Annotated in this window: 21 protein-coding genes; 11 read left to right on the top strand and 10 right to left on the bottom strand. The window is 40.3% G+C overall.

The features are described from left to right. Positions 1-12: 12 nt before the first annotated feature. Positions 13-918: a diacylglycerol kinase gene (locus ACFW35_RS17100; RefSeq protein ID WP_379847632.1), complete on the bottom strand. Its 906-nt coding sequence runs from the start codon at positions 916-918 to the stop codon at positions 13-15. A 300-nt stretch (positions 919-1218) separates the two neighbouring features. On the opposite strand from ACFW35_RS17100, the gene ACFW35_RS17095 reads away from it, so the two are divergent. The 9 genes from ACFW35_RS17095 (at position 1219) to ACFW35_RS17055 (ending at position 8447) form a co-directional block, all read left to right on the top strand. After that, positions 1219-1710, top strand: a complete 492-nt coding sequence (locus tag ACFW35_RS17095) for a GNAT family N-acetyltransferase (protein ID WP_379847631.1) — start codon at positions 1219-1221, stop codon at positions 1708-1710. A gap of 53 nt (positions 1711-1763) precedes the next feature. Further along, a complete protein-coding gene (locus ACFW35_RS17090; protein WP_077365076.1) occupies positions 1764-1973 on the top strand; it encodes a hypothetical protein in 210 nt (69 codons plus the stop codon). A gap of 57 nt (positions 1974-2030) precedes the next feature. Next, positions 2031-2864, top strand: coding sequence for a sugar phosphate isomerase/epimerase (locus tag ACFW35_RS17085; protein ID WP_379847629.1), 834 nt, complete (start codon positions 2031-2033; stop codon positions 2862-2864). Between the two features lie 17 nt (positions 2865-2881). Continuing rightward, positions 2882-3682, top strand: a complete 801-nt coding sequence (locus tag ACFW35_RS17080) for a CPBP family glutamic-type intramembrane protease (protein WP_379847627.1) — start codon at positions 2882-2884, stop codon at positions 3680-3682. Positions 3683-3871: 189 nt separating this feature from the next. Next, positions 3872-4702 carry an ABC transporter permease subunit gene (locus tag ACFW35_RS17075; RefSeq protein WP_379847625.1) on the top strand — a complete coding sequence of 277 codons (831 nt, stop codon included), beginning with the start codon at positions 3872-3874 and terminating at the stop codon, positions 4700-4702. A 190-nt stretch (positions 4703-4892) separates the two neighbouring features. Next, positions 4893-5588, top strand: a complete 696-nt coding sequence (locus ACFW35_RS17070; protein ID WP_379847623.1) for an ABC transporter permease subunit — start codon at positions 4893-4895, stop codon at positions 5586-5588. Further along, a complete protein-coding gene (locus ACFW35_RS17065) occupies positions 5585-6523 on the top strand; it encodes a hypothetical protein (RefSeq protein WP_379847622.1) in 939 nt (312 codons plus the stop codon). Before ACFW35_RS17070 ends, ACFW35_RS17065 begins: the two co-directional genes overlap by 4 nt. A 15-nt stretch (positions 6524-6538) precedes the next feature. Beyond that, positions 6539-7522 (top strand): ABC transporter ATP-binding protein, encoded by a 984-nt coding sequence (locus ACFW35_RS17060; RefSeq protein WP_379847620.1) that lies wholly within the window; start codon positions 6539-6541, stop codon positions 7520-7522. Beyond that, the gene (locus tag ACFW35_RS17055) at positions 7515-8447 is read left to right on the top strand and encodes an ABC transporter ATP-binding protein (RefSeq protein ID WP_379847619.1); all 933 of its coding nucleotides are present in this window, start codon (positions 7515-7517) and stop codon (positions 8445-8447) included. The genes ACFW35_RS17060 and ACFW35_RS17055 overlap by 8 nt, the downstream gene beginning before the upstream one ends. Before the next feature lie 190 nt (positions 8448-8637). Here the strand turns inward: ACFW35_RS17055 and ACFW35_RS17050 are convergent, their stop codons facing one another. Continuing rightward, complete coding sequence (locus ACFW35_RS17050) at positions 8638-9135, bottom strand: hypothetical protein (RefSeq protein ID WP_379847617.1); 498 nt, start codon at positions 9133-9135, stop codon at positions 8638-8640. Positions 9136-9226: 91 nt separating this feature from the next. On the opposite strand from ACFW35_RS17050, the gene ACFW35_RS17045 reads away from it, so the two are divergent. Further along, positions 9227-10174: a hypothetical protein gene (locus ACFW35_RS17045; RefSeq protein ID WP_379847616.1), complete on the top strand. Its 948-nt coding sequence runs from the start codon at positions 9227-9229 to the stop codon at positions 10172-10174. Between the two features lie 326 nt (positions 10175-10500). Here the strand turns inward: ACFW35_RS17045 and ACFW35_RS17040 are convergent, their stop codons facing one another. Further along, positions 10501-13584: an efflux RND transporter permease subunit gene (locus ACFW35_RS17040; RefSeq protein ID WP_379847614.1), complete on the bottom strand. Its 3084-nt coding sequence runs from the start codon at positions 13582-13584 to the stop codon at positions 10501-10503. Between the two features lie 95 nt (positions 13585-13679). Between ACFW35_RS17040 and ACFW35_RS17035 the strand changes: the two genes are divergently transcribed. Next, positions 13680-14513: a TetR/AcrR family transcriptional regulator gene (locus ACFW35_RS17035; RefSeq protein ID WP_379847613.1), complete on the top strand. Its 834-nt coding sequence runs from the start codon at positions 13680-13682 to the stop codon at positions 14511-14513. A 287-nt stretch (positions 14514-14800) separates the two neighbouring features. Here ACFW35_RS17035 and gatB read toward each other — a convergent pair whose 3' ends face one another. From gatB to ACFW35_RS17000, 7 genes are all read right to left on the bottom strand, one after another. Then, positions 14801-16231 (bottom strand): Asp-tRNA(Asn)/Glu-tRNA(Gln) amidotransferase subunit GatB, encoded by a 1431-nt coding sequence (gene gatB, locus ACFW35_RS17030; protein ID WP_379847611.1) that lies wholly within the window; start codon positions 16229-16231, stop codon positions 14801-14803. A 12-nt stretch (positions 16232-16243) separates the two neighbouring features. Beyond that, the gene (gatA, locus tag ACFW35_RS17025; protein ID WP_379847609.1) at positions 16244-17701 is read right to left on the bottom strand and encodes an Asp-tRNA(Asn)/Glu-tRNA(Gln) amidotransferase subunit GatA; all 1458 of its coding nucleotides are present in this window, start codon (positions 17699-17701) and stop codon (positions 16244-16246) included. 15 nt (positions 17702-17716) lie between these two features. Further along, a complete protein-coding gene (gatC, locus tag ACFW35_RS17020; RefSeq protein WP_066285784.1) occupies positions 17717-18007 on the bottom strand; it encodes an Asp-tRNA(Asn)/Glu-tRNA(Gln) amidotransferase subunit GatC in 291 nt (96 codons plus the stop codon). 264 nt (positions 18008-18271) lie between these two features. Continuing rightward, the gene (locus tag ACFW35_RS17015; protein ID WP_379847607.1) at positions 18272-18526 is read right to left on the bottom strand and encodes a YciI family protein; all 255 of its coding nucleotides are present in this window, start codon (positions 18524-18526) and stop codon (positions 18272-18274) included. Positions 18527-18611: 85 nt separating this feature from the next. Next, positions 18612-18968, bottom strand: coding sequence for a DUF3905 domain-containing protein (locus ACFW35_RS17010; RefSeq protein ID WP_379837911.1), 357 nt, complete (start codon positions 18966-18968; stop codon positions 18612-18614). A 178-nt stretch (positions 18969-19146) separates the two neighbouring features. Further along, positions 19147-20694 carry an L-glutamate gamma-semialdehyde dehydrogenase gene (gene pruA / locus ACFW35_RS17005; protein WP_379847605.1) on the bottom strand — a complete coding sequence of 516 codons (1548 nt, stop codon included), beginning with the start codon at positions 20692-20694 and terminating at the stop codon, positions 19147-19149. 545 nt (positions 20695-21239) lie between these two features. Further along, entirely contained in the window at positions 21240-22451 is a 1212-nt protein-coding gene (locus tag ACFW35_RS17000) for a CamS family sex pheromone protein (protein ID WP_379847604.1), read from the bottom strand. Positions 22452-22467: the final 16 nt, after the last annotated feature.

Raw genomic sequence — 22467 nt, 5'->3', positions numbered from 1 at the left:
CGTTTGCTTATATTATGGTTTGATTCTTTCTTTTGGCACTAACAACTCGAAGTGGTGATGCAGGTTTTCGAATTCACCTGGCAGAATCCCGCCCAGCTCACCGTCGAGGTTGATCTGCATCTTTTCGCGAGGTGTTACTTTAACACGCTTCGCTTTTTTGTAGATAACATGATCATCATGAATGTGTTCGCCGCGAATCGCAAGGGATGCGATACGGACAAACTCAGCAAGGTTTGTTTTCTTTAAGATGACCACATCGAAAAGTCCGTCATGGAATTCAGAAGATGGAGCAAGTTTTTCAAACCCCCCGACAGAGTTCGTATTGGCTACTAAAAACAACATGATCTCGCCTTCATACTTTTCCTTGTCATCAAATTCAATCTCAACATATGTGGGACGAATCGATGGAAGCATTTCGATTCCTTTAAGGAAATACGCAAGCTGACCAATCATCGTTTTGAGCTTGCTCGGCACTTCATAAGTAAGTTCTGTTATTCGACCGCCGCCTGCAATATTAATAAAGAATTTATCATTTACTTTACCGATATCAACCGGCATGTGGGTACCGCCGCAAAGAACATCACAAGCACCTTCGATCGTTCGCGGTACACCTACTGCACGCGCAAAGTCATTTGTCGTTCCCGCAGGAATGATACCAAGCATTGGACGATTCTCAAGGCTTGCAAGTCCGTTTACTACTTCATAGATTGTTCCGTCTCCGCCAGCTGCTATGACAAGGTCAAAACCTCGTTCCCCAGCAAGGAGTGCCGCACGTGTAGCGCAGCCATCTTCAGGTGTAGTCGCATGACATGATGTTTCATATCCTGCGTTTTCAAGTCTATCCAAAATATAAGGAAGCTGTTTCTTTACAGTTTCTCTTCCTGAACTTGGATTATATATTAGTCTAGCACGTTTCATATCTTTCACCTTCGCTGTTTGACTTCTATTAAAAGTTTTAACTTAAATCTTTCGCTGTATAACCACAAAAAACAGTCCGTACATGGACTGCTTCTAAGGATTCCTCTTATATTATAGTGATTCATGTCCTAAAAAGCAAAGCTGTTTGTATGTTGCATGTGTTGAAATTGTGTCTAAATTGAAGGGGGTCTGTCCCGGGTCAGACCCGGGACAGACCCCCTTCAATTTTCAAACAATTCTTGTGAAAATAAAGGAGTTTTATGTCTCTTTATGGAATTTTCTAGGTGAGGAGTGTGTAACATGGAGAAACCTGCATTAGAAATTTCCTTATCAACACCTGCGGATTACCCCGGGCTTGTTGAAATTGATCATCTCGTTTGGAACATAGAAACAACACCTGCACCAGATATCCGCTGGGATTCACCTGAAGATTATGGGAAGCAGTTTCCTGCCGGCAGTCAAATTGTCGCTCGATGCAACGGAAAGGTCTGCGGCTACATTTTTTATAAAGATGTGTTTCCAGTCCCTTCTAACCTGCATGTAGCAGATCTTGCGATGGCTGTTCACCCTGATTATCATGGACAGAACATCGGCTTTGAGCTTATGCATGCAGTGGAGGAGCTGGCGCGGGACAACGGCAAAACGAAGCTTTCTTTACGCGTCTTATCAACAAATGAGAAAGCGATCCGATTTTACAAAAAATGCGGCTACCAGGAACAAGGAAGACTTGTTGGTGAATTTTACTTAAATGGGCGCTTTGTCGATGACCTGCTTTTTTATAAGCATATCTAAAAACTAACTTCATAGATTAACTATTGCACCACGATCTCTAGGAGGTGTTTCAAATGTTTTGGGTGTTTATTTTATCACCACTCGCTGCGGTCCTGTTGCTTTTTGCAATTGTACATTGGAGAACGAAACAGAGGTATAAAAGATACAATGCAAAATATGAACTTGAGGAAAACGTAAGTGATCAAAACAAAATCAACAACGCAGCTGCCTGGAACTCTTCACAGCAAAATCACCATTCTGGCGGTGGCGGAGGAGGATTTTAAAAAGACGGGATGCCGATCCTGTCTTTTTTCACGCTTAAAGACTGAAAGGAGCTGCACATGGCACACAAAATAGCGATATCAGGAAGTACAATCATGTCTGATATTTCCCTGTTACAGGACCTTTTTATAGATGAAACGAGTCATATCGAAATAGGAGAATTCGAGAATGAAGATGCTTATCAACATTTTTTAGGTATGGTTAAAAGGTCGAACAAAAGCTTCGGACTTCATTCACCCCTTTTTCGCAATGACAGCAAATACGATCTTATTGAATACGTGCATTATGAGCCCGACAAAGCATGGATTCAATTTGAGAACGAAGTAAAGCGGATAGCGGAAGCTGGGGCAGCATACATACTTGTTCATTTTCCTTATATTCAAGATGATTCAAAAGATCCTAAAACATTAATAGAAGAAGGATTACAAAGGTTATCTCTCCTCCAGACAAAGTATAATCTGCCAATTGTCTGCGAACCAAAACTAGGAATGGGGAGATCCGCAAAAGGCATCGAGTATCTTCATAAGTTTCCTCTGTCCGTTTGGGAAAAGTACGGACTGAAGCTTTGCATTGATATCGGTGATTATCTGCTGGCTGCTGCAAAGTTATCTATGAACCCGCTAGACTTAATTCAAAAATGGCAGGATTACATTAAAGTTGTTCATCTTCATAATATTGAATTCATTGAAGAGAAATACATTTGGATCCCCATTCATCCATCACATGAGAGTGATGATGTTTATTTTCCGATAAAAGAGATTTTGAGTTTCATTGCCAAACAGAACAATATTTATTGGGTTTTAGAACATACGCCGCATTCATCCCCGAAGAAAGAATTCGTCATGGAAGGCATACAGTGGTTAAAGAAAGACATTTTAAATATTGATAAGTAACATGGAGGATGCAACAAATGAAACACTTAAAAATCGCCTTATTTCTTGGTCTATTAGGTTTACTTGCAGGAGCTTTTGTAGTTCCTTTTCAGCTGGAATCGTTGAAAAACACATTAACAGCTGCTGAGTATGCAAAAATTATGGACGCCATTCCTTTTCCACTGCCAGTAATGATAATCATAGCTTCACTTCAAATTGGAGTATTGGCTACTATATTAAGCTGGATTGGTTTAAGGCTTACCGAACGCACAGGCCTGACACTTCCCTTGCTTAGGGCGTGGATTGCTGAGAAAAAGAAACCTGTCATCGATCTGCCTGCTTTAAAACTCGCTCTTATAGGCGGCGCAATTGGATCTTTTTTTATGATTCTAACCGATTTGTTTTTATTTCAGCCTCACATGCCCAAGCTCGGAAATGGCGAAGGTGCCGTATGGTGGAAAGCCACACTTGCGGGAGTATTGTACGGAGGTATTGTTGAAGAAGTTCTGATGCGCCTTTTCCTGATGACATTGATTGTCTGGCTATTATCTTTCATATTCAAAAAATCTAACGAAACCATTCCTTCCTCTTTTTACTGGATCGGAATTATACTGGCAGCCATTCTTTTTTCAGCGGGACACCTGCCAGCTACAGAGGCTTTATATGGAGAGCTCAATAACATAATCATAGCCCGTGCTTTTGTTTTAAATGGAGTTCTCGCTGTTTTCTTTGGATATCTTTTTTGGAAGAAAGGCTTGGAATACGCGATGTTCGCGCATATGATACTGCATGTCGTAACCCAGCTAATGGTACTTCCTCTAATCCAACTAGTTTCATAAGGTTTCTCAAAAATACTGGATATAGCTCCAGTATTTTTTATTTGTAATTTTTTGAATGAATTATGTTAAATGGTACGTCAAATAAATAAAAGAAATATCTTTTGGAAAATTCATACATTTTAATTTCAAAAATTTGTCATTTAGTTTACAATTATTTCAATTAAAAAACATTTTGAAGAGAGGTGTTTCATGTTTTCTTTTCGCAGCTATTCAAAACGGTTTAGCTCGACAGTGCTAGGTATTCTTCTTATCAGTGCGCTTCCATCGCTTTTATTTGGCGTAAACTTTCATTTACAAGAAAAGGTTTGGATTTATACGACATATTCGTATAAGGGAGCACCAGTAAATCGCGATGTATTTCCTGAGATCTTTGATAAGTTCTTTTACTCGATGACAGTTTTCTTTTTAGCTTTAATCGTTGGTTTACTAATTGCACTGATTCTTACCTTCATCACGACAATGCTTCCAAGATTTATTCAGCGCATGATTTATGGTTTTTTAACGGTGTTAGAATCCTTTCCAGATTTATTTATCGTCGTTGTTTTACAAGTATGTATTGTCTACATTTACAAGCAGACAGGTATTTTAATTAATTTTTATAATAATTTCGATGATCCTATTTATTTGCTGCCAGTTCTCGTACTTTCCATAGTACCTACCATTCAGCTCTTTAAACTTACTCTTTTATTAATGAGAGAAGAACAGCACAGAATCTATGTAACGGTAGCCCAGTCTATGGGACTTAGCCGGTTTTACATCATATTAGTACATGTGTTTAGAAACATTTTGACGAGTCTCATTCAATATTCAAAACCCATTATTGTTTTCATGCTTTCCAATCTGTTTATCGTAGAATACGTATACAATTTAAACGGAATTTTGACATTACTGCTGTATACGAAGGGTGTTGTCTTTTTAGTAACTGCCCTTTTCATCGCCATCCCTTTTTCGGTGCTGTTTGAAATTGCGGATAACTATAACGTCTCCGTTAAAAAGAAAACAGAGGAGGATGCCGCATAATTACTAAACTAGTAAACAGCTAGAATACGTTTTACTATTTTATGAACTGAGGTGTATTATGTATTTTTCCTTCCATAGTTATTTAAGGCGCTTGCGTTCAACCATCCTAGGTATCCTTATTATCAGTATTCTTCCAGCGTTAATATTCGGTATAAACACTCAGCTTCATCAACAGGTGTATGTCTATTCATTGAGGGGCTTAACCGTAACGAAAGACATGTTTCCTGAAATCTATGATCAGTTCTTTTACTCCATGAAAATCTTCTTTGCTGCCCTGCTCGTAGGCTTGCTTGTTGCACTCGTTCTTACATTCATTACGACGATGCTTCCAAGATTTATCCAGCGGATCATTTATGGCTTCTTAACGGCATTAGAATCACTGCCCGATTTATTTATTGTCATTGTTTTACAGGTTTTTATTGTTTATCTCTATAAAAAGACTGGCATCGTTATCTATTTTTATAATGACTACAATAATCCTATTTACCTGCTTCCAATTATTGTACTTTCAATCGTGCCAACCATTCAGTTGTTTAAAATTACTCTCTTACTAATGAGAGAAGAACAGCACAAACCTTATGTAACAGTAGCAAGAGCTATGGGACTCAGCCGCTTTTACATTACTTTAAAACACGTGTTCAGAAACATCCTGACGAGTCTGTTTCAGTACTCAAAGACAATCTTCGTTTTCATGCTTTCAAACCTGTTTATTGTGGAATACGTCTACAACCTGAACGGAATTATGTATTTATTAATGAATACTAAGGGCGCCGCCTTTTTAGTAACTGCACTATTCATTGCTATCCCTTTTTCGGTCCTGTTTGAAATTGCGGATAACTATAACGCGTCAGTAAATAACAAACAGACGGAGGAAAATGCGGCATGATTATAAAACTAGCAAAACAGCCACAATTTCTGATTGGATTGCTTTTTATTCTCGGTTTACTAGTCTTCAGTTTCTTTTGGACCGACATTTTGGATATTCAAAGGTCAGAAGCCATGAAACTGATGGACTTTAAATATGATGAAGATGGAAAGATGATTGATCACATTCCATATTCTCCATCTGAACATCCACCATTTGGTACTGATTTGTTTGGTAAACAGCTTTTTTATCAAATCATTGATGGAGCTAAGTACACCATTTTAATCGCATTTGTAATCGCATTCTTTAGAATAGTACTTTCGGTTGGAATCACACTTATCAATCCAAAAGCTAATTACTCTTTTCTAAACGATCTTGTTTCAGCAACACTTACGATTCCTACAACGATACTAGCTTACCTATTCATGAGTTCACTATTGATGAAGCATTCGATGGAGCGCAAGAGTTTTACGGAACTAATCGTGATGCAATGTATTGTATTAATTTGTATCGGTGTCCCTCCTTTAATCTCAACTTTTTCCCGTGAGATCAGGAACATTTTAAACAAAGACTATATCAATAACACATTTGCTATAGGTGCAAAAAAGCCTTATGTGTATTACAAACACGTACTCCCTGAGCTGTCTACAAAATTGCTGCTTTTATTTGCTCAGCAAATGATTCAAGTATTGATACTCTTAGCGCATTTAGGAGTGTTAGCTATTTTTATCGGCGGCGCGGAAACATTAGCCCTAGGTGATCCTTTTAATGTAAAGCTAGTAGATATTCCTTTAGCTGGTGAATGGTCAGGAATTATCGGAATGTCCTTCAATAAATTGCAAGCTGCACCATGGGTTATATTAATTCCGCTTACATGCTTTGCTGTTACGATATTCGCTCTTAATTTAATCATTCAAGGTATTCAAAATAGTGTAGAAGAGACAAACAAGTTGTAAAGTGAGGTGTAGAATATGGATCAGCATATATTACAAATTGAACATTTAAATGTTGCTTTTAAGAAAAAAAGGGAAAAAAGTATAGCGGTAAATGACGTCAGTCTTCAAATAGAAAAAGGTCAGACCGTTGCATTGATTGGAGAATCTGGTTCAGGAAAAAGCATTACCTCTCTTTCAGTATTAAATCTCTTGCCGCCTAACGGTAAGGTTGAGAGAGGCTCCATCACCTTTGACGGAATAGACTTGTTAAAGCAATCTGAAAAAGAGATGCGAAAAATCAGAGGAAATGAAATATCCATGATTTTTCAGGATGCCATCGCCTCGCTCAATCCAGGGATGAAAGTCGGCGTACAGATCACAGAAGGGCTTAAATATCATAAGCTGCTTCCAAAAACTGACCTGAAGACAGAAGCGCTGCAATTGCTGGAACAAGTCGGTTTTAAAAATCCAGCCCAGATCTATGATCAGTACCCTGAGCAGCTTTCCGGCGGTATGAAACAGCGCATCCTAATTGCAATGGCAATCTCGTGCAAACCTAAACTCATTATTGCTGATGAACCAACTACTTCCCTGGATGTTACAATCCAAAGGCAGGTCCTTGATTTAATTGATCATTATAAATCAGATTTGGATGCCTCTGTTCTGCTGATCACCCATGATTTTGGCGTTGTTGCCGAATATGCTGACTGGGTTTATGTTATGTTAGGCGGTCATATTGTAGAGTCTGCTGATGTTTATACTATTTTCAAGAATCCTGTTCATCCATATACCAAAGCACTGATCGGCAGTATACCCAATCCAGAAAACAGTGAGGAACGTTTAAAAAGTATTTCCGATTATACATTTGAAGATACCGGCTATGAAGGCAGAAAGTTTGCACCTGAAACGTACACGTACGAAAGCAGTTCGTTTAATGCTCCTTCATCATTAATTGAAGTAGAGCCGATGCATTATGTTCGTTTCTTTGATGATGAAAGGAAGGTAATTGCCATTGGATAACCTACTTGTAAGAGCTCAAAATTTATCAAAGTACTTTACAGACAGCTCTGGTGTTCATAAAGCACTTGATGGTGTCTCACTAAATATTCACCGCGGGGAAACACTTGGCGTTGTTGGGGAATCAGGTTCAGGTAAAACTACACTTGGCCGTACAATTATGAGATTATACAAACCAGAACAAGGACAGATCTGGTTTGAAGGTAAAGAAATCACAAAGCTGAATGAAGGAAAATTAAGACCTTACCGAAAAGAAATTCAAATGATTTTTCAAAACCCATATGAATCTTTAAGTCCTCGATTAACTGTTGGAGAGATTCTTGAAGAACCGTTATATATTCAAAAAATAGGGACAAAAAAAGAGCGGATGGATAAAGCGATGAGTATGCTGGAGAAGGTTGGACTGCCTCGGAACTCTTATAGCAGAAAGATTCATGAGTTTTCCGGTGGTCAGCGCCAGCGTATCGGCATTGCTCGTGCATTGATATTAGAACCAAAATTTGTTATAGCAGATGAACCCGTTTCTGCACTTGATGTTTCCGTTCAAGCTCAAGTTCTAAATCTATTAAAAGATCTGCAGGCCGAAATGAATCTAACATGTCTGTTCATATCGCATGACTTAAGCGTCGTTCATTACATGAGCGACCGTGTAGCGGTTATGTATCTCGGGCATTTAATAGAATTAGCTCCAAAAGAAGAGCTGTATCGCAACCCGATACACCCTTATACGAAGTCATTACTGGCATCTATACCTGTTGCAGATCCAGAACGCCGCAACCCATATCGCGAGCCGATCATTCTTCCAGAGAAGCCGCTATACCCGCCACAGCTGGTGCATATCGGAAACGATCACTATGTATCGGCCAATATGATCAATATAAAAGATTTTGAGATTGATAGTACAAGAAAACAAGTAAGCTATATATAAAGTGAAAGACTGGCCGGTGGTCAGTCTTTTCTTTTTTCTGGCTTTTAAGTTCGCAATGTCGAAAAGTCTATAAATGCAGATTAACAGCTTAGAAGAATAAATTACGGCTTATAAATTTTATTTACATCTTATAGATTTAAATTACGGTCTAGAAATGAAAATTACAGTTTATAAAGCTTTCCCGTCTTTATCATCTATTCCTCAAAATGACAAACATACTCACCGTCATAGCTCCTACTCCTAAAATCAATGAAAAGATCAGACCGATCCATGCCATGAACAGATCATCACCTGGATAAGCAGGCTGGAGTATTATGTAATGCCAGATAGCCCAGATCATTAAGATAAGGAAAAATGAATTTCCTACACATGCCATCTTAATCTTGTCTTTTTCTTTTCCATCCCAAATCTCAGAAATAAAAAGCCACGTGAAAATGCTAAGCGGTATGCATAATAAAATTCCGAGTATGGTTCCCATCGGCAAAAAGAACATAATGACAAAAGCTATGCCGAATAAGGCAGTATTGGCAGCAAATAACGCTGCACCTGCCAGCCAAAAATTTTGACTTAACCTGCTTCCCTTAAGTTTATAGCTAAAGTTTGTTAAAAACCCGACTGAAGACCAATCTTTTTGTTTTGTTAAAAGGATAACCGTTAAAATCATTCCAGCTATTAAAAAGATCGACATAATATCACCCACATTTTTACAATTTACTGGTCTTATAATATCATTAAGGTAGACTATAAGAATATAAGATTATTTGAAGGAGGCGACAGGCATGATGGAACTTTTTATTTTATTTTTTGTTATTGCAATTGCAGCTCCCCTTTTAATTAAAAAGATGACAAATCCTAATTACTTAAAGATCGCTGAAATGACCACTTTGCCTCCAGAATTGGGCGTGAATGAAAATCTGCATCTTGAAAATAGGGTCCAGAAGTTAGAAGCTTCTCTTCCAAGCGAGTTTAAAGAGAAACTTAAACGCCGATATCTTTCTGAGCATCCTAAAGCTACAGAAGCTTATTTTGAAGCTTGTTTCTTCGAGCTTAAACGCTTCTTCATCATGTGCTCTTTATTGAATAACGTTCCGATGTTCAGCAAAAAAGTGGATGCCATCTGGCATGAGATGCTGATGTATACAAAGGAATACGAGAAGTTTTCGTCAGACCTATGCGGTGAGCACATTCATCATGCTCCCAACGATACAGTAACACCTGATCCGCACGGCAGAGCATGGTTTGATCTTTTATACACAAAGCTTTTTGTATTCACGGAATTCGCGCCTGTCGCATGGGGTACTTTCTTTCAAAACCCGCTTCATCCAGGACTTTTAGAAGAGCTCCGTACGCTTTCCGTTGAGGACTTAAGCAGAAGATATTTTAGAGAAAATGCTGATCAGAATATTGTTCATGCATTGCTTACAGAAATTAAAAGTGAACTTGAACGGGTTACGAAAGAAAATGATCCTTATAAAGGCTTAAAGCTTACGCCAAATGCGATTGATAGTGCTCCCATCCTAGCTGGAGCCATGCTTTATTACTCCTATCACCATTTTGATGAGTATGAGAGTCATATAGGGAAATTAAATCCGGCAAATAGCTACTCTGGGAATTCAACCGCATGTGGAAGCAGCTGCAGAAACGATAACCATGACAGCAGCTGCAGCAGTGATGGCGGCGGAAGCAGCTGTGGCAGCAGTTGCGGCGGCGGATGCGGAAGCAGTTAATTTGTAAGGCTATCATCTACAAGATTGTTGTTCTCGAAATATATTTCATCTTCATTGACAAGTTGAATGGAGTGCAAGGTGCGAGACTCCTCGAAAATGAAAAATCACATTTTCTTCGTGCGATGTAACGCTGCCGAAGCTTTCCTTGTCCTGCGGGACGAGTGTGACAGGTGAGACTCCTAATGGCGCAGAGCGGCAGGAGGCTCACCGCACGCCCCGCGGAAAGCGAGCAACCTGGAACGGAAGTAATCACTTCCAAAAAGCCTTCTTTCCTATAAAAAAGCCCTGCACGATGACACACACATCACCATGCAGGGCTTGAACAATTAGTTTTCTTCTACTACTTTACGATTTTTCTTAAAGATCTTCGACAATACTTCATACACGATTGGTACGATAATCAGCGTTAACAATGTGGAACTTGTTAATCCCCCGATTACAGTGATACCAAGACCTTTCGAGATTAGACCTCCTCCGCCTGAGCCAACTGCTAACGGTAATAGTGCTCCGATTGTTGCGATAGCTGTCATTAGAATTGGACGAAGACGCGTTGCTCCCGCCTCGAGAATCGCTTCACGCATACTCATTCCAGCACGTTCCATATGAATGATGCGGTCTACTAGAACGATGGCGTTCGTAACAACAATACCGATCAGCATCAACAGCCCCATCATAACAGATACAGAGATGGTTTCGCCGGCGATTAATAATCCGACAAATGAACCAATGACTGCAAATGGGAGTGAGAACAGGATCGCAAACGGTGCGACACCTTCACGGAATGTTACGACCAGTATGAAATACACAATCGCGATTGCCGCTAGCATTGCAGCACCAAGCTGAGTAAAGGTTTCTGTCATATCTGCTTGAACACCCGCAACCCCAACTGTTACCCCTTTAGGCATATCCAATTTATCAATGTCTTTTTGAACTTCCGAAGTTGCTTTGGACATATCGTCGCCGATTGCATTACCTGAAACTGTAGCATAATACTCCCCTTTGCTACGGGCAAGAGTATTAAGTGTTGTTCCTTCTTCAACTGTTACAAGCTCTGATAACGGCATTGTCGTTCCAAGGGCTGTCGGAACTTGTCTTGCCAAAATATCATCAACTGATTTAGGCTGTTTCGTCTGTTCCTGCTGAACAATAACGTCTAAAGTATCACCGTCTTTTTCAATCGTAGTTAATACATCATCCGTTTTTGCAGGATTAAGCATCATAACGATTTGACCCGTTGTCAGTCCGTATTTTAGCAGTTCATTTTGATCAACATTAAAAGTGTGCTCAACAAACGCATCCTTTGCGCTTGAAGAAACGTCTTCTAAGTGGTCATTCTTCTTCATAACGTCTTCTGCCATTTTTACAGCTTTATTGAGCTTATTTAAATCTTCACTGTAAAACGTATAGCTGACTTCATTCTCTGCTCCTGACATCGAAGAGAAGTTCTGACTCTTCCATTCTCCTGATTGACCGATGTCTGCTACATAGTCTTCTATATCTTCACGTACTTCCGGGAAGTTCTCCATCTCCGGGTCAAAGATCAAGTACATTAATGCACCGCCTGCTCCGCCGCCAGCCATAGCCATCATCGGATCGGCGTTTTCCGTTACAGAGATTTGAACGATGTCGATATAGTCACGCTTCAGCATTTCTTCTTCTAATTCTTCAACGTTTGCCAGTGTTTCTTCCTTAAGTTCACCAGCTTCTGGTGTATATGTTAAATACATTACTTTGTCTTCTTCACTGCCCATGAAGCTGAAACCGATTATCGGTGTTAACGCTAAGCTTCCTGCTAATAAAATGACAGCTAATAGTGAAGTGATAATTTTATGATTCAGAGATTTGTTAAGGATCCCTTTGTACCAACTTGATAGCTTACCAGCTTCTTTATGGCTTCCTTCTGTCTTCTCACCATATAGCTTCTTTTTAAATAAGAAGTGGGATAATGCAGGTACGATTGTAATGGCAACAATCAGTGAAGCTCCGAGCGCAAATGTCATCGTTAACGCGAAAGGCGCAAACAGCTCTCCAACCATTCCCCCTACAAAGATAAGCGGCGCGAATACTGCAACGGTTACCAGTGTTGATGATAGGATCGGCTTGAACATTTCGATTGTTGCTTCGCGAATCAACGCACGCCCATTTAACTTTTCTTTTTTTAAATGCAAGCGTCGATAAATATTTTCAACTACCACGATGGAATCATCGATTACACGGCCGATTGCTACCGTGATTGCACCAAGCGTCATGATGTTCAGTGTTATTTCCATCCAGTTAAGGAGCAATAAAGCCATGAAAATTGAAACTGGAATGGAAATGATTGAAATAATGGTTGATTTAAAATCACGCAGGAACAGTAGGATAATCAATACCGCGATCAATCCTCCGAATACTGCTTTTTCAATCATAGTTGTTACGGATTCTTCTATCGGTTTACCTTGGTCCAGAGATACATCAATAACTAGACCATCTATTTTTGATTTTTCTTCTTTAATTAACTTTTTGACGCTGTCTACAACATCCACCGTGTTGGCTTGCTGTTCTTTAACAATCTGAATCGCGATAGCGTCATCCCCATTTGTACGGGAGACTGACTCTACTTTTCCGACCGTTTTGATATCAGCAATTTCACTAAGCTTTACAAAAGGGGTTGGATTTTGTTCAGATGGTGTGACTGGGATCATCATGTTCTTCAGTTCTTCTGTAGTCATGAACTTACCGTCAACTGCTACTGCTTCTTCACTCTCTTCAAATTCATAAAGTCCTAAAGAGACTGCCATGTTGCTTGCCTGAATCATTTCTTTTACTTTATCTTCGGTTAAACCAAACTCAGACATTTTGGCTTTGTTATAAGTAAGGTCCACTTCTTCAATATGCTGACCTGTAATTTTAGCTGATGCAACTCCATCAATCTTCTCGATCTTTGGAAGAATAATCTCTTCTACCGTTGAAGTTAATTCCACGATATCTTCTTTCGTACTGCTGACACTAAGTGCAGCAACAGGCATCATGTTCATGCTGATCGCTGTAACTGTCGTCTCTTGTGCTGCTTCTGGGAGGTTTACCGCATCCAGTGCAGATTGCAGTTCGCGTTTAGCCTCATCCATATCTATGCCATATTCATATTCCACTTGAATGTTTGACATATTAGAATATGAATTCGAATAAACGGCTTTTACATCTTCAAGTCCTTCCACTGCTTTTTCTATCGGCATAGACACATCTTCCATAACCTTCTCTGGAGTCGCTCCAGGATAAACGTCCATAACCATTAAGTAAGGAATCGATACATCCGGAATCGTTTCCATATTCATTCGTGTCCCTGAATAGATACCTGAAACTGTTATAATAATGGTAAGCAGCCATACGGCTAATTTATTCATCAGGACAAAATTAACTAAACCTTTCATTAGTCCACCAACCCCTAATTGACTTATCAAACTCAATTACTTATACTAATGACTGATTGGTCATTTGTCAATGAATTATTACTAGGAGCGATGAAATGAGTAAAAAACAATTAATTATGGAAAGTGCTCTGGAACTCTTCGCAAAACAAGGATTCGAAGCCACTTCTGTACAGCAAATAACCGAACACGCCGGTATTTCCAAAGGTGCTTTTTACTTATCATTCAAGTCAAAGGACGAATTGATCATTGGGCTGATTGATCATTTTATGATGGAATTTATATCGGATATTGACCATGTAGTCAAAAATCACAATGAAGATAAAAATCTATTAAACGAATTTTATAAAGCAGCGTTTCATTCCTTTCAAAAGCATTCTGATTTCGCCAAAATTTTTATTAAAGAGCAATCGCAAACCGTTAACGAAGATCTCATTACTAAAATGCATCATTACGATAAACAAATCGATAAGATTATTTTAGAGATGCTGGAGCGTTTATACGGCGAAGAAGTCAGACATACAAAATATGATCTGATTTATTGTACGAAAGGCTTCATCCATACCTATTCACATCTATTTTTATTCTTTAACGTACCACTGGATCTGAATTTATTAAGTCAGTCACTTGCAGAAAAGACCTACTTGCTTGCCAGACACTCTGAGACAACTTTTATATCAGAAGAGCTTTACCAATCGTTTAATGAGATGCCGGAAGAAAAAGTTACAAAAGAGCAGATCATCGAAATCATTGAACAAAAAATAGAAGAAGTTGATGAGTCTACTGAGAGTGAGTCCTTAGTTCTGCTAAAACAGCACATTCAAGAACCAAGCCTCAGTCCTGTGATCGTAAAAGGCCTGCTGTCAAACCTCAAAGACCACCCCAAATGTAAGCAGATTTCTTATTTACTTCGGAATTATCTGGAGTTATAGACGAAAAAAATCCTCCTGTAATAGGAGGATTTTTATTTTAAGATCTTAGGTTGTTCTCTAAATTCTTCATTGACAAGTTGATTGTAGTGCAAGGTGCGAGACTCCTCGAAAATAAAAATCACATTTTCTTCGTGCGATGTAACGCTGTCGAAGCCTTCCTTGTCCTGCAGGATCAGTGGGACAGGTGAGACTCCTAAGGCGCAAAGCGCGAGGAGGCTCACCGCACACCCTGCGGAAAGCGAGCACCTGGAACGGAAATCAACTCTTTCTACGAAAACTTCCTTGCTTTATCTCTTTTTAAGTTCTTCCACAATAAGCTTATTTACAAGCGGAGGATTGGCTTTTCCTTTTGTTTCTTTCATCACTTGTCCAACAAGGAATCCAACTGCTTTTTCTTTTCCGTCTTTGTAGTCAGCTACAGATTGTTCGTTGGCATCCAAAATCTTTACGACGATTTCACGAATAGCCCCTTCGTCAGAGATCTGCACAAGACCTTTATCTTTTACGATCTTTTCAGCATCGCCGCCGTTTTCGATTAGCTCTTTGAAAACGGTCTTTGCAATTTTATTAGAAATCGTTCCGTTGCCAATAAGTTTAATCATACCGGCTAGACCTTCCGCCGTCAGAGCGGTTTGATGCAGTTCTCTTCCTTCGTTGTTCAAGTAGGCGCTCACTTCACCCATGATCCAGTTGGATGCTTGTTTCGCATCAGCACCTGCTGTGATCGTTCCTTCAAAGAAATCAGCCATCTCTTTTGTCATCGTAAGAACTTTTGCATCGTATTCAGGAAGTCCGAACTCGCCAACATAACGTTTCTGGCGCGCATCCGGAAGTTCCGGAATTTCTGACTTCACCCGATTCATCCACTCGTCATCAATAAAGATGGAAACAAGATCAGGTTCCGGGAAGTAACGGTAGTCATCAGACCCTTCCTTCACTCTCATAAGAAGTGTAGTCTTTGAAGCTTCATCATAACGGCGGGTTTCCTGAAGGATTTCTCCTCCGCCTGATACGACTTCACGCTGGCGCTTCTCTTCATGTTCGAGTCCTTTTTGAACGAAAGCAAATGAGTTTAAGTTCTTCAGCTCTGCTTTTGTTCCAAACTCCTCCTGACCGACTGGGCGAATAGAGATATTAGCGTCACAGCGCAATGAACCTTCTTCCATTTTACAATCTGAGACTCCCGTGTATTGAATGATCGCTTTTAATTTTTCAAGATACGCATATGCTTCTTCCGGCGTACGGATATCGGGCTCAGACACGATCTCGACAAGCGGTGTTCCTTGACGGTTAAGATCCACAAGTGAACCGTCTGCTGTATGCGTAAGCTTTCCTGCATCCTCTTCCATATGAATGCGTGTAATTCCGATTTTCTTTTTATTTCCGCCAACTTCGATTTCAATCCAGCCATGTTCACCGATCGGCTTATCAAATTGTGAAACTTGATAGGCTTTCGGGTTATCCGGATAAAAATAGTTTTTACGGTCAAATTTCGTCTCACGGTTGATTTCACAATTCAGTGCAAGTGCAGCACGCATCGCAAAATCAACAGCTTGATGGTTCACTACAGGCAGTACACCTGGATGTCCGAGACAGATGGGACATACATTCGTGTTCGGCGGCGCACCAAAGTTTGTAGAACAGCCGCAGAAAATCTTTGAGTTTGTTTTTAATTCTACGTGTACTTCTAGTCCAATTATCGTTTCAAATTCGCTCATTCTCTGCACCCCCTACAGCTTCGGCTTCGCTTTGTGATGTTCTGTTGCCTGTTCAAACGCGTGAGCAACCTTATAAATTGTCGCTTCGTCAAAATGTTTCCCGATGATTTGAAGTCCGATCGGCAATCCGTCTGAGAATCCGCATGGCACGGAAATTGCCGGGACACCTGCCAAGTTCACCGGTATCGTTAAAATATCGTTCATGTACATCGTTAACGGATCTTTCGTCATCGCTCCGCATTTAAATGAAGCAGATGGCGTTGTCGGTCCGATGATGACATCATATTTTTCAAAGATTTTTGTAAAGTCTTCTTTAATCAGCGTACGGACTTTTTGTGCTTTTTTATAATAAGCATCATAGTAGCCTGAGCTCAACGCAAACGTCCCAAGCATGATGCGGCGTTTTACTTCCTCACCAAATCCTTCACTGCGGGATTGCTTGTACATATCGATCAGGTTGTTGCTGTTGTCTGAACGGAGTCCATAACGAACACCGTCAAAACGCGACAAGTTCGCTGATGCTTCAGATGAAGACAGAAGATAGTAGGTTGCCAGGGCATAGCGCGAATGTGGAAGAGATACTTCTTCCCACGTCGCACCTAAACCTTCGAGAACCTTTAGAGCTTCCATTACGCGCTCTTTAACATCAGGCTGGACACCTTCTCCAAGGTATTCTTTTGGAACTCCAATTTTCAATCCTTTTACTTCGCCTGTTAAAGAAGCGAGGTAATCCGGAATATCTACTTTTGCTGATGTGGAATCCATCGGATCGTTCCCTGCGATCGCCTGGAGCAAATATGCATTATCTTCAACACTGTTTGTGATCGGTCCGATCTGGTCAAGAGATGATGCAAAAGCTACTAGACCGTAACGTGATACAAGACCATATGTAGGTTTCAGCCCAACTACTCCACAAAATGCAGCTGGCTGTCGGATGGATCCGCCTGTATCAGAACCGAGTGAGAAAAGAACTTCTCCTGCAGAAACGGCTGCTGCAGACGCACCTGAAGATCCGCCTGGTACACAGGAAAGATCCCATGGGTTATGCGTCGGGTGGAATCCTGAGTTTTCATTTGATGACCCCATCGCAAACTCGTCCATGTTTAATTTACCGATTGTAATCGTGTCCGCTTCAGTTAATCGTTCAACAACTGTCGCATCATAGATCGGTTCGAAATTTTCTAGAATTCTTGATGCACAAGTCGTGCGGATTCCTTTTGTGACGATATTATCCTTAATACCGATCGGCATGCCAAATAGCAGTCCTCTGTCAGCACCGGAAACTAGCTTCTCATCTAATTGTTTTGCCTTAATGCGGCTGTATTCTTCGTTCAATGTCAAAAATGCTCTTACTTTATCGTCAACTTGATGGATGCGGTCAAATGTAGCATCCACAATATCAGTTACTCTCAATTCTTTCGTATGTAATAACTGATGCAATTCTGAAATCTTTTTATCTAAAATCGACATACGTGGTATTTCCTCCTACTCCAAAATGTTCGGAACTTTAAACTGGCCGTCCTTTTGTGCTGGTGCATTTTTCATTGCTTCATCCACTGAAACAGAATTTCTCACTTCATCTTCACGAAGTATATTCTTCAGCTCCAGTACGTGTGTAGTCGGCTCCACGTTATCTGTGTCGAGTTCGTTTAATTCTTCAGCAAACCCGATAATTTTATCTAATTGCTCAGTCAGCAATTCGGCTTCTTCATCCGTAACAGCTAATCTTGCTAAATGCGCTACGTGTTTCACTTGATCTTTCGAAATTCGAGACAAACCTGACACCTCCAAGACTTCTTATACCAAAGTATTATTCTGATGATAACAAAAAGCTTGGTGTATAGGCAACTTGAGAAGAGAAGATTCGTGTGATTTGTGTAAAAAGAGAGGTATTAGGTCTTTTTTGGGTAGAATAAGGTCTAATTTATAAAAATTAAGTCTAAATCGACGTAAGTCTTCTTTATAAAATATAGGTCTTTTGACAAAACTCGACAAATGAAAAACCGACTCAAAACAAAATGTTTTGAATCGGTCTTATCTTTAGATACCCCACTCATGAAGTTCTAAACGGCGTACGCCTTCCTTCACGTAAGGATCTTCTTGTGCTAATGTTTGTGCTTCTTCTAAAGACTCCGCTTTATAAACGACCATACCCCCTGAACCATCAACGAAAGGGCCTTTAAGATGCACCTTGTCCTGTTCAACGAGTTCTTGCAGGTAATCCAGGTGAGCCTGGCGGTACTCCTGATTCAATTCCGATTTTTCCATATGTAAAATCGCTGCGAAATATGCCATCTAAATAACCTCCTTATTGATACATATATCTTACTATACTCCTTCTTAATACAAAAAGAAAAACACCCGGTTTTATCCGGATGCCTCAATCTTTTCCGTAGCTTGAATCTTTTGTTGGATGGCGAAGCATGCCTTCTTTTGGCGGTGCTTTCTTTTCAATCAGATCTCGATTCATGTTCGTATTCCATCCAATATCGTTCGTAGGATGCACCCACTCATCTCCTGCCATCACTTCAGGGTCTGTGTCAGTACTCCAATTATTCAGAGGTGAATTTTCTGAATCGTAAAAACTGTCTCCAATTACAACGCCATGCTCATTTATGAATGGAGCCTGCATCTTCATACCTGTCTCTTTAAAGTCTGGGGAGCTGATTTGATGCGGCATCGTTTCATCCAGATCGACTTCGGGCAGATTCTTCTTTGGCTCTTTATCCTTTGACATCTACTACACCTGCTTCCATTTCGTTATACGATTAACTTCTCCTGAACCGGCTTAGATAATCCATTTTTATTTACGATTGGGTGGAGACAGATCATTTTTAAAAGGTTATATATTGTTATGAAATTCCCCGCAAATAAAAAGCCTTTTCTCAAATGAGAAAAGACTTTTTATTTTACTATTAAAGTGTTTCTGAAGTTGTTTTTGCTTGCATGTGAAGTGTTAGGTAGTCTGGGCCACCAGCTTTTGAGTCAGTTCCAGACATGTTGAATCCGCCGAATGGCTGGTACCCAACAATTGCACCTGTACATCCGCGGTTGATGTAGAAGTTTCCTACGTGGAACTCTTCACGCGCGCGTTCGATGTGCTCACGGTTGTTAGAAAGAAGTGCGCCTGTCAGACCATATTCTGTGTTGTTTGCGATTTCCATCATGTGATCGAAGTCACGTGCTTTACATACCGCTACAACTGGTCCGAAGATTTCTTCTTGCATCAAGCGAGCTTTTTCATCAACATCAGCAAAGATTGTTGGCTGGATGAAGTAACCTTTAGAGTCGTCGCCTTCTCCACCAGTCATCAGACGGCCTTCTTCTTTTCCAATTTCGATGTACTTCATAATTTTGTTGAATGAAGCTTGGTCGATTACCGGCCCCATGTATGTTCCAACATCTTCTGGGCTACCCATCGTTAATGTTTTAGTAAGAGCTACAGCTTTTTCTAAAACTTCATCGTAAACATCTTGGTGGATTACTGCACGTGATCCAGCAGAACATTTTTGTCCAGAGAATCCGAATGCAGAGTAAACGATTGAGCTTGCTGCTAATTCAAGATCAGCGTCACGGTCAACAACTACTGTGTCTTTTCCGCCCATTTCAGCGATTACACGCTTTAGCCAGATTTGGCCAGGGTGTACTTTTGCTGCGCGCTCATAGATACGGCAGCCTACTTCACGAGAACCTGTGAATGATACGAAACGAGTTTTCGGGTGGTCTACTAGGTAGTCACCGATTTCTGCTCCGCTACCAGGAACGTAGTTAAGTACGCCTGCAGGAAGTCCTGCTTCTTCCATTACTTGAACGAACATTGCTGCGATAACTGGAGTTGAGTTCGCTGGCTTCAGTAATACAGTGTTACCAGAAACGAACGCAGCTGCTGCAGTACCCGCCATGATCGCAAACGGGAAGTTGAATGGAGAGATAACGATACCTACTCCAAGTGGAATGTAGTTAAATTTATTGATTTCACCTTCACGGCTTACAACTGGCTGACCAGCTTTAAGCTTGATCGCTTGGCGTGCATAGTATTCTAAAAAGTCGATAGCTTCAGCTGTATCAGCGTCTGCTTCTTTCCATGGCTTACCTGCTTCTTTTGTAAGCATAGCGGAGAATTCATATTTACGGCGGCGGATGATCGCTGCTGCACGGAACAAGATGTTCGCACGGTGCTCAGGATCCCACTTTTTCCAAGATTCGAAAGCAGTTAGTGCAGCTTGCATTGCTTGCTCAGCGTGATCTTGAGTCGCTTTTGAAACAGATCCAATCACTTCTTCTTTGTTAGCTGGATTTATAGAAATAATCTTTTCATCTGTTGTGATTTTCTCACTGCCGATAACAAGCGGAAACTCTTGTCCAAGCTTGGAATTAATAACCTTCAAGCCTGCTTCATAAGCTTCCTTGTTTGCAGGAACTGAAAAATCCATAAATGGTTCATGACGGTATTCACGTGTCATAATAAATTCCCCTCCTAATAAAGCGTTTTCAAAATTGGTTTTCCCACCGTTCATTTTACATGAACATAGCGTTTTGTTCAAACAAACAGAAATAGTCAGAATTCTTTATTTTTCAAGGGATTGACCGTGTTTATGCATGTTATTTCTTTGCGATGAATGATTAATCCATATAAGATACTTTTAGTTATAAAATTCTGGTAAAACACGAATAAATATACTTCTGCTTGTTTGTGAATAGACGCCTTTTTTCGTTGTTAGTTGTTAACGTTTTACGGTACGTGTTCTTTTTATTTATTACACGTTCGCCAAGTGACATTGGGTTTTTGCCCGTTCGAGTACTCTTTTCGCCCCTGCCTGGTCTATTTACACCCCAACAGCTTTATGTTTCACCCGTTGACTACCCATTTTCGCCCCGTGAAGTTGTCTTTACATATCATTCACCTTAAATGAGTTAAAAATATATAAAGTTCATTACAAAAAAAGAAAACTGACACCAAAAGGGCAAATTTGATGTCCTTTTGAGTCAGTTTCTTCACTTAATTGAACTATTTACGATAAATATGAACAAATGGTTCTTCTTGTGTTGTATCGTCTTTTACAATCAATGCCTCTGGCTGGTCAACAGCGGAACCGATGTACACTTCAATCGGAACATTCGGCAGTTCGCCGAGGGCTGATGTGGCGACGAACTGAGTAAAGGAGATGATCTCCGCTTTCCCTCTGAACTGTACAGGAATTTCGATCGTCATTCGCTCTAAGTTCCCGTCTTTATAGAACCCTTTTCCGATTACACCAATAAAATTCGGGAAGTATTCCTGAACTTTTGCTTTGAAAGTTGTAAACTTCTCATAATCACTTCGCTTCTTTTTTGAAGCTGTATCTGATGGGAACAACAGATAATCTTCATCGATGTTTTCCCACGAACTGATTGAGTTGCTTCCTTTTTTCACGACTCCTGCAGAAAAGAAGTTCCCTGGCGTTACGGAATCACGCTCTTCTTCTTGATAAAGTGCAACTACGATAGGCACATCTTGAAGTTTAGGGTCTTGGCGCAAACGGCTTGCGACCTGCCCAGCTATCTTTTGTGCTTCTTTTTGAACTTTCCCTCGATCCAGCTTCACTTCCCCTGGATAGATCAAGCTGTTTTTCTTAACATCGTAATAATAAGTCGAGTTAAAAGATAGACCAATTACTACGCCGCCAAGCTTTACCTTGCCATCTCCGCTTTGAACAAGATAGTTATGTTCTAAAACGTAAGAAAGGTATTTCGGGTTATTCTTGTTGGCTTCTTGCAATTTTTTTACGTAATCCGGATCACCTTCATCGACCTTGGCACCCAGTTTCGGGTTCAAACCAGTTTGGTCCAGATCACTTTTGCTCTTTCCTGGCTTCTCATCGGCTCTTCGCAGCCAATTGGTAACTGTAGGTTCGTTTAAGAACTGGCCTTCCTGGAAAAAGTATTTATCTGTATTGAAAGTATCTTGAGCTACTCGCATCAAGCCCATTTCGAACTCGTTAATATCCAGGCGGTTGTCTACGCCATAACGGATAACACCTCGTGCTCCGCCTGGCTCAAACGGAAAAATGCTTCGGTAATACTTTTCCCCTGTATTAATTTCCCCAGTGATGATCGCTTTTTCTTCTTTCTTCCCCTTTTCTTGCACAACCTTTTCTTCTTTTTCCAGCTCATCGTCACCCAGACAGCCAGTCAAAACGAGTAAAAGGCTTAAGAAAAGGAGTCCAACCCGTTTAATCATTACGGACACTCCTCTA

Origin of the sequence: Fictibacillus sp. NPDC058756, assembly GCF_042746035.1 — a bacterium.
Taxonomy (GTDB): Bacteria; Bacillota; Bacilli; order Bacillales; family Fictibacillaceae; genus Fictibacillus.
This window is presented reverse-complemented; position numbering and strand designations above follow the sequence as displayed.

Excerpts from the sequence above, each read along its gene's own strand:
- ACFW35_RS17085 (WP_379847629.1), top strand. The coding sequence starts at position 2,031 with ATGGCACACAAAATAGCGATATCAGGAAGTACAATCATGTCTGATATT.
- pruA (WP_379847605.1), bottom strand. The coding sequence starts at position 20,694 with ATGACACGTGAATACCGTCATGAACCATTTATGGATTTTTCAGTTCCT.
- gatB (WP_379847611.1), bottom strand. The coding sequence starts at position 16,231 with ATGAGCGAATTTGAAACGATAATTGGACTAGAAGTACACGTAGAATTA.
- ACFW35_RS17090 (WP_077365076.1), top strand. The coding sequence starts at position 1,764 with ATGTTTTGGGTGTTTATTTTATCACCACTCGCTGCGGTCCTGTTGCTT.
- ACFW35_RS17095 (WP_379847631.1), top strand. The coding sequence starts at position 1,219 with ATGGAGAAACCTGCATTAGAAATTTCCTTATCAACACCTGCGGATTAC.
- ACFW35_RS17100 (WP_379847632.1), bottom strand. The coding sequence starts at position 918 with ATGAAACGTGCTAGACTAATATATAATCCAAGTTCAGGAAGAGAAACT.
- ACFW35_RS17065 (WP_379847622.1), top strand. The coding sequence starts at position 5,585 with ATGATTATAAAACTAGCAAAACAGCCACAATTTCTGATTGGATTGCTT.
- ACFW35_RS17000 (WP_379847604.1), bottom strand. The coding sequence starts at position 22,451 with ATGATTAAACGGGTTGGACTCCTTTTCTTAAGCCTTTTACTCGTTTTG.
- gatA (WP_379847609.1), bottom strand. The coding sequence starts at position 17,701 with ATGTCGATTTTAGATAAAAAGATTTCAGAATTGCATCAGTTATTACAT.
- ACFW35_RS17050 (WP_379847617.1), bottom strand. The coding sequence starts at position 9,135 with ATGTCGATCTTTTTAATAGCTGGAATGATTTTAACGGTTATCCTTTTA.
- ACFW35_RS17060 (WP_379847620.1), top strand. The coding sequence starts at position 6,539 with ATGGATCAGCATATATTACAAATTGAACATTTAAATGTTGCTTTTAAG.
- ACFW35_RS17040 (WP_379847614.1), bottom strand. The coding sequence starts at position 13,584 with ATGAAAGGTTTAGTTAATTTTGTCCTGATGAATAAATTAGCCGTATGG.
- ACFW35_RS17035 (WP_379847613.1), top strand. The coding sequence starts at position 13,680 with ATGAGTAAAAAACAATTAATTATGGAAAGTGCTCTGGAACTCTTCGCA.
- ACFW35_RS17010 (WP_379837911.1), bottom strand. The coding sequence starts at position 18,968 with ATGTCAAAGGATAAAGAGCCAAAGAAGAATCTGCCCGAAGTCGATCTG.
- ACFW35_RS17075 (WP_379847625.1), top strand. The coding sequence starts at position 3,872 with ATGTTTTCTTTTCGCAGCTATTCAAAACGGTTTAGCTCGACAGTGCTA.
- ACFW35_RS17080 (WP_379847627.1), top strand. The coding sequence starts at position 2,882 with ATGAAACACTTAAAAATCGCCTTATTTCTTGGTCTATTAGGTTTACTT.
- ACFW35_RS17015 (WP_379847607.1), bottom strand. The coding sequence starts at position 18,526 with ATGGCATATTTCGCAGCGATTTTACATATGGAAAAATCGGAATTGAAT.
- ACFW35_RS17045 (WP_379847616.1), top strand. The coding sequence starts at position 9,227 with ATGATGGAACTTTTTATTTTATTTTTTGTTATTGCAATTGCAGCTCCC.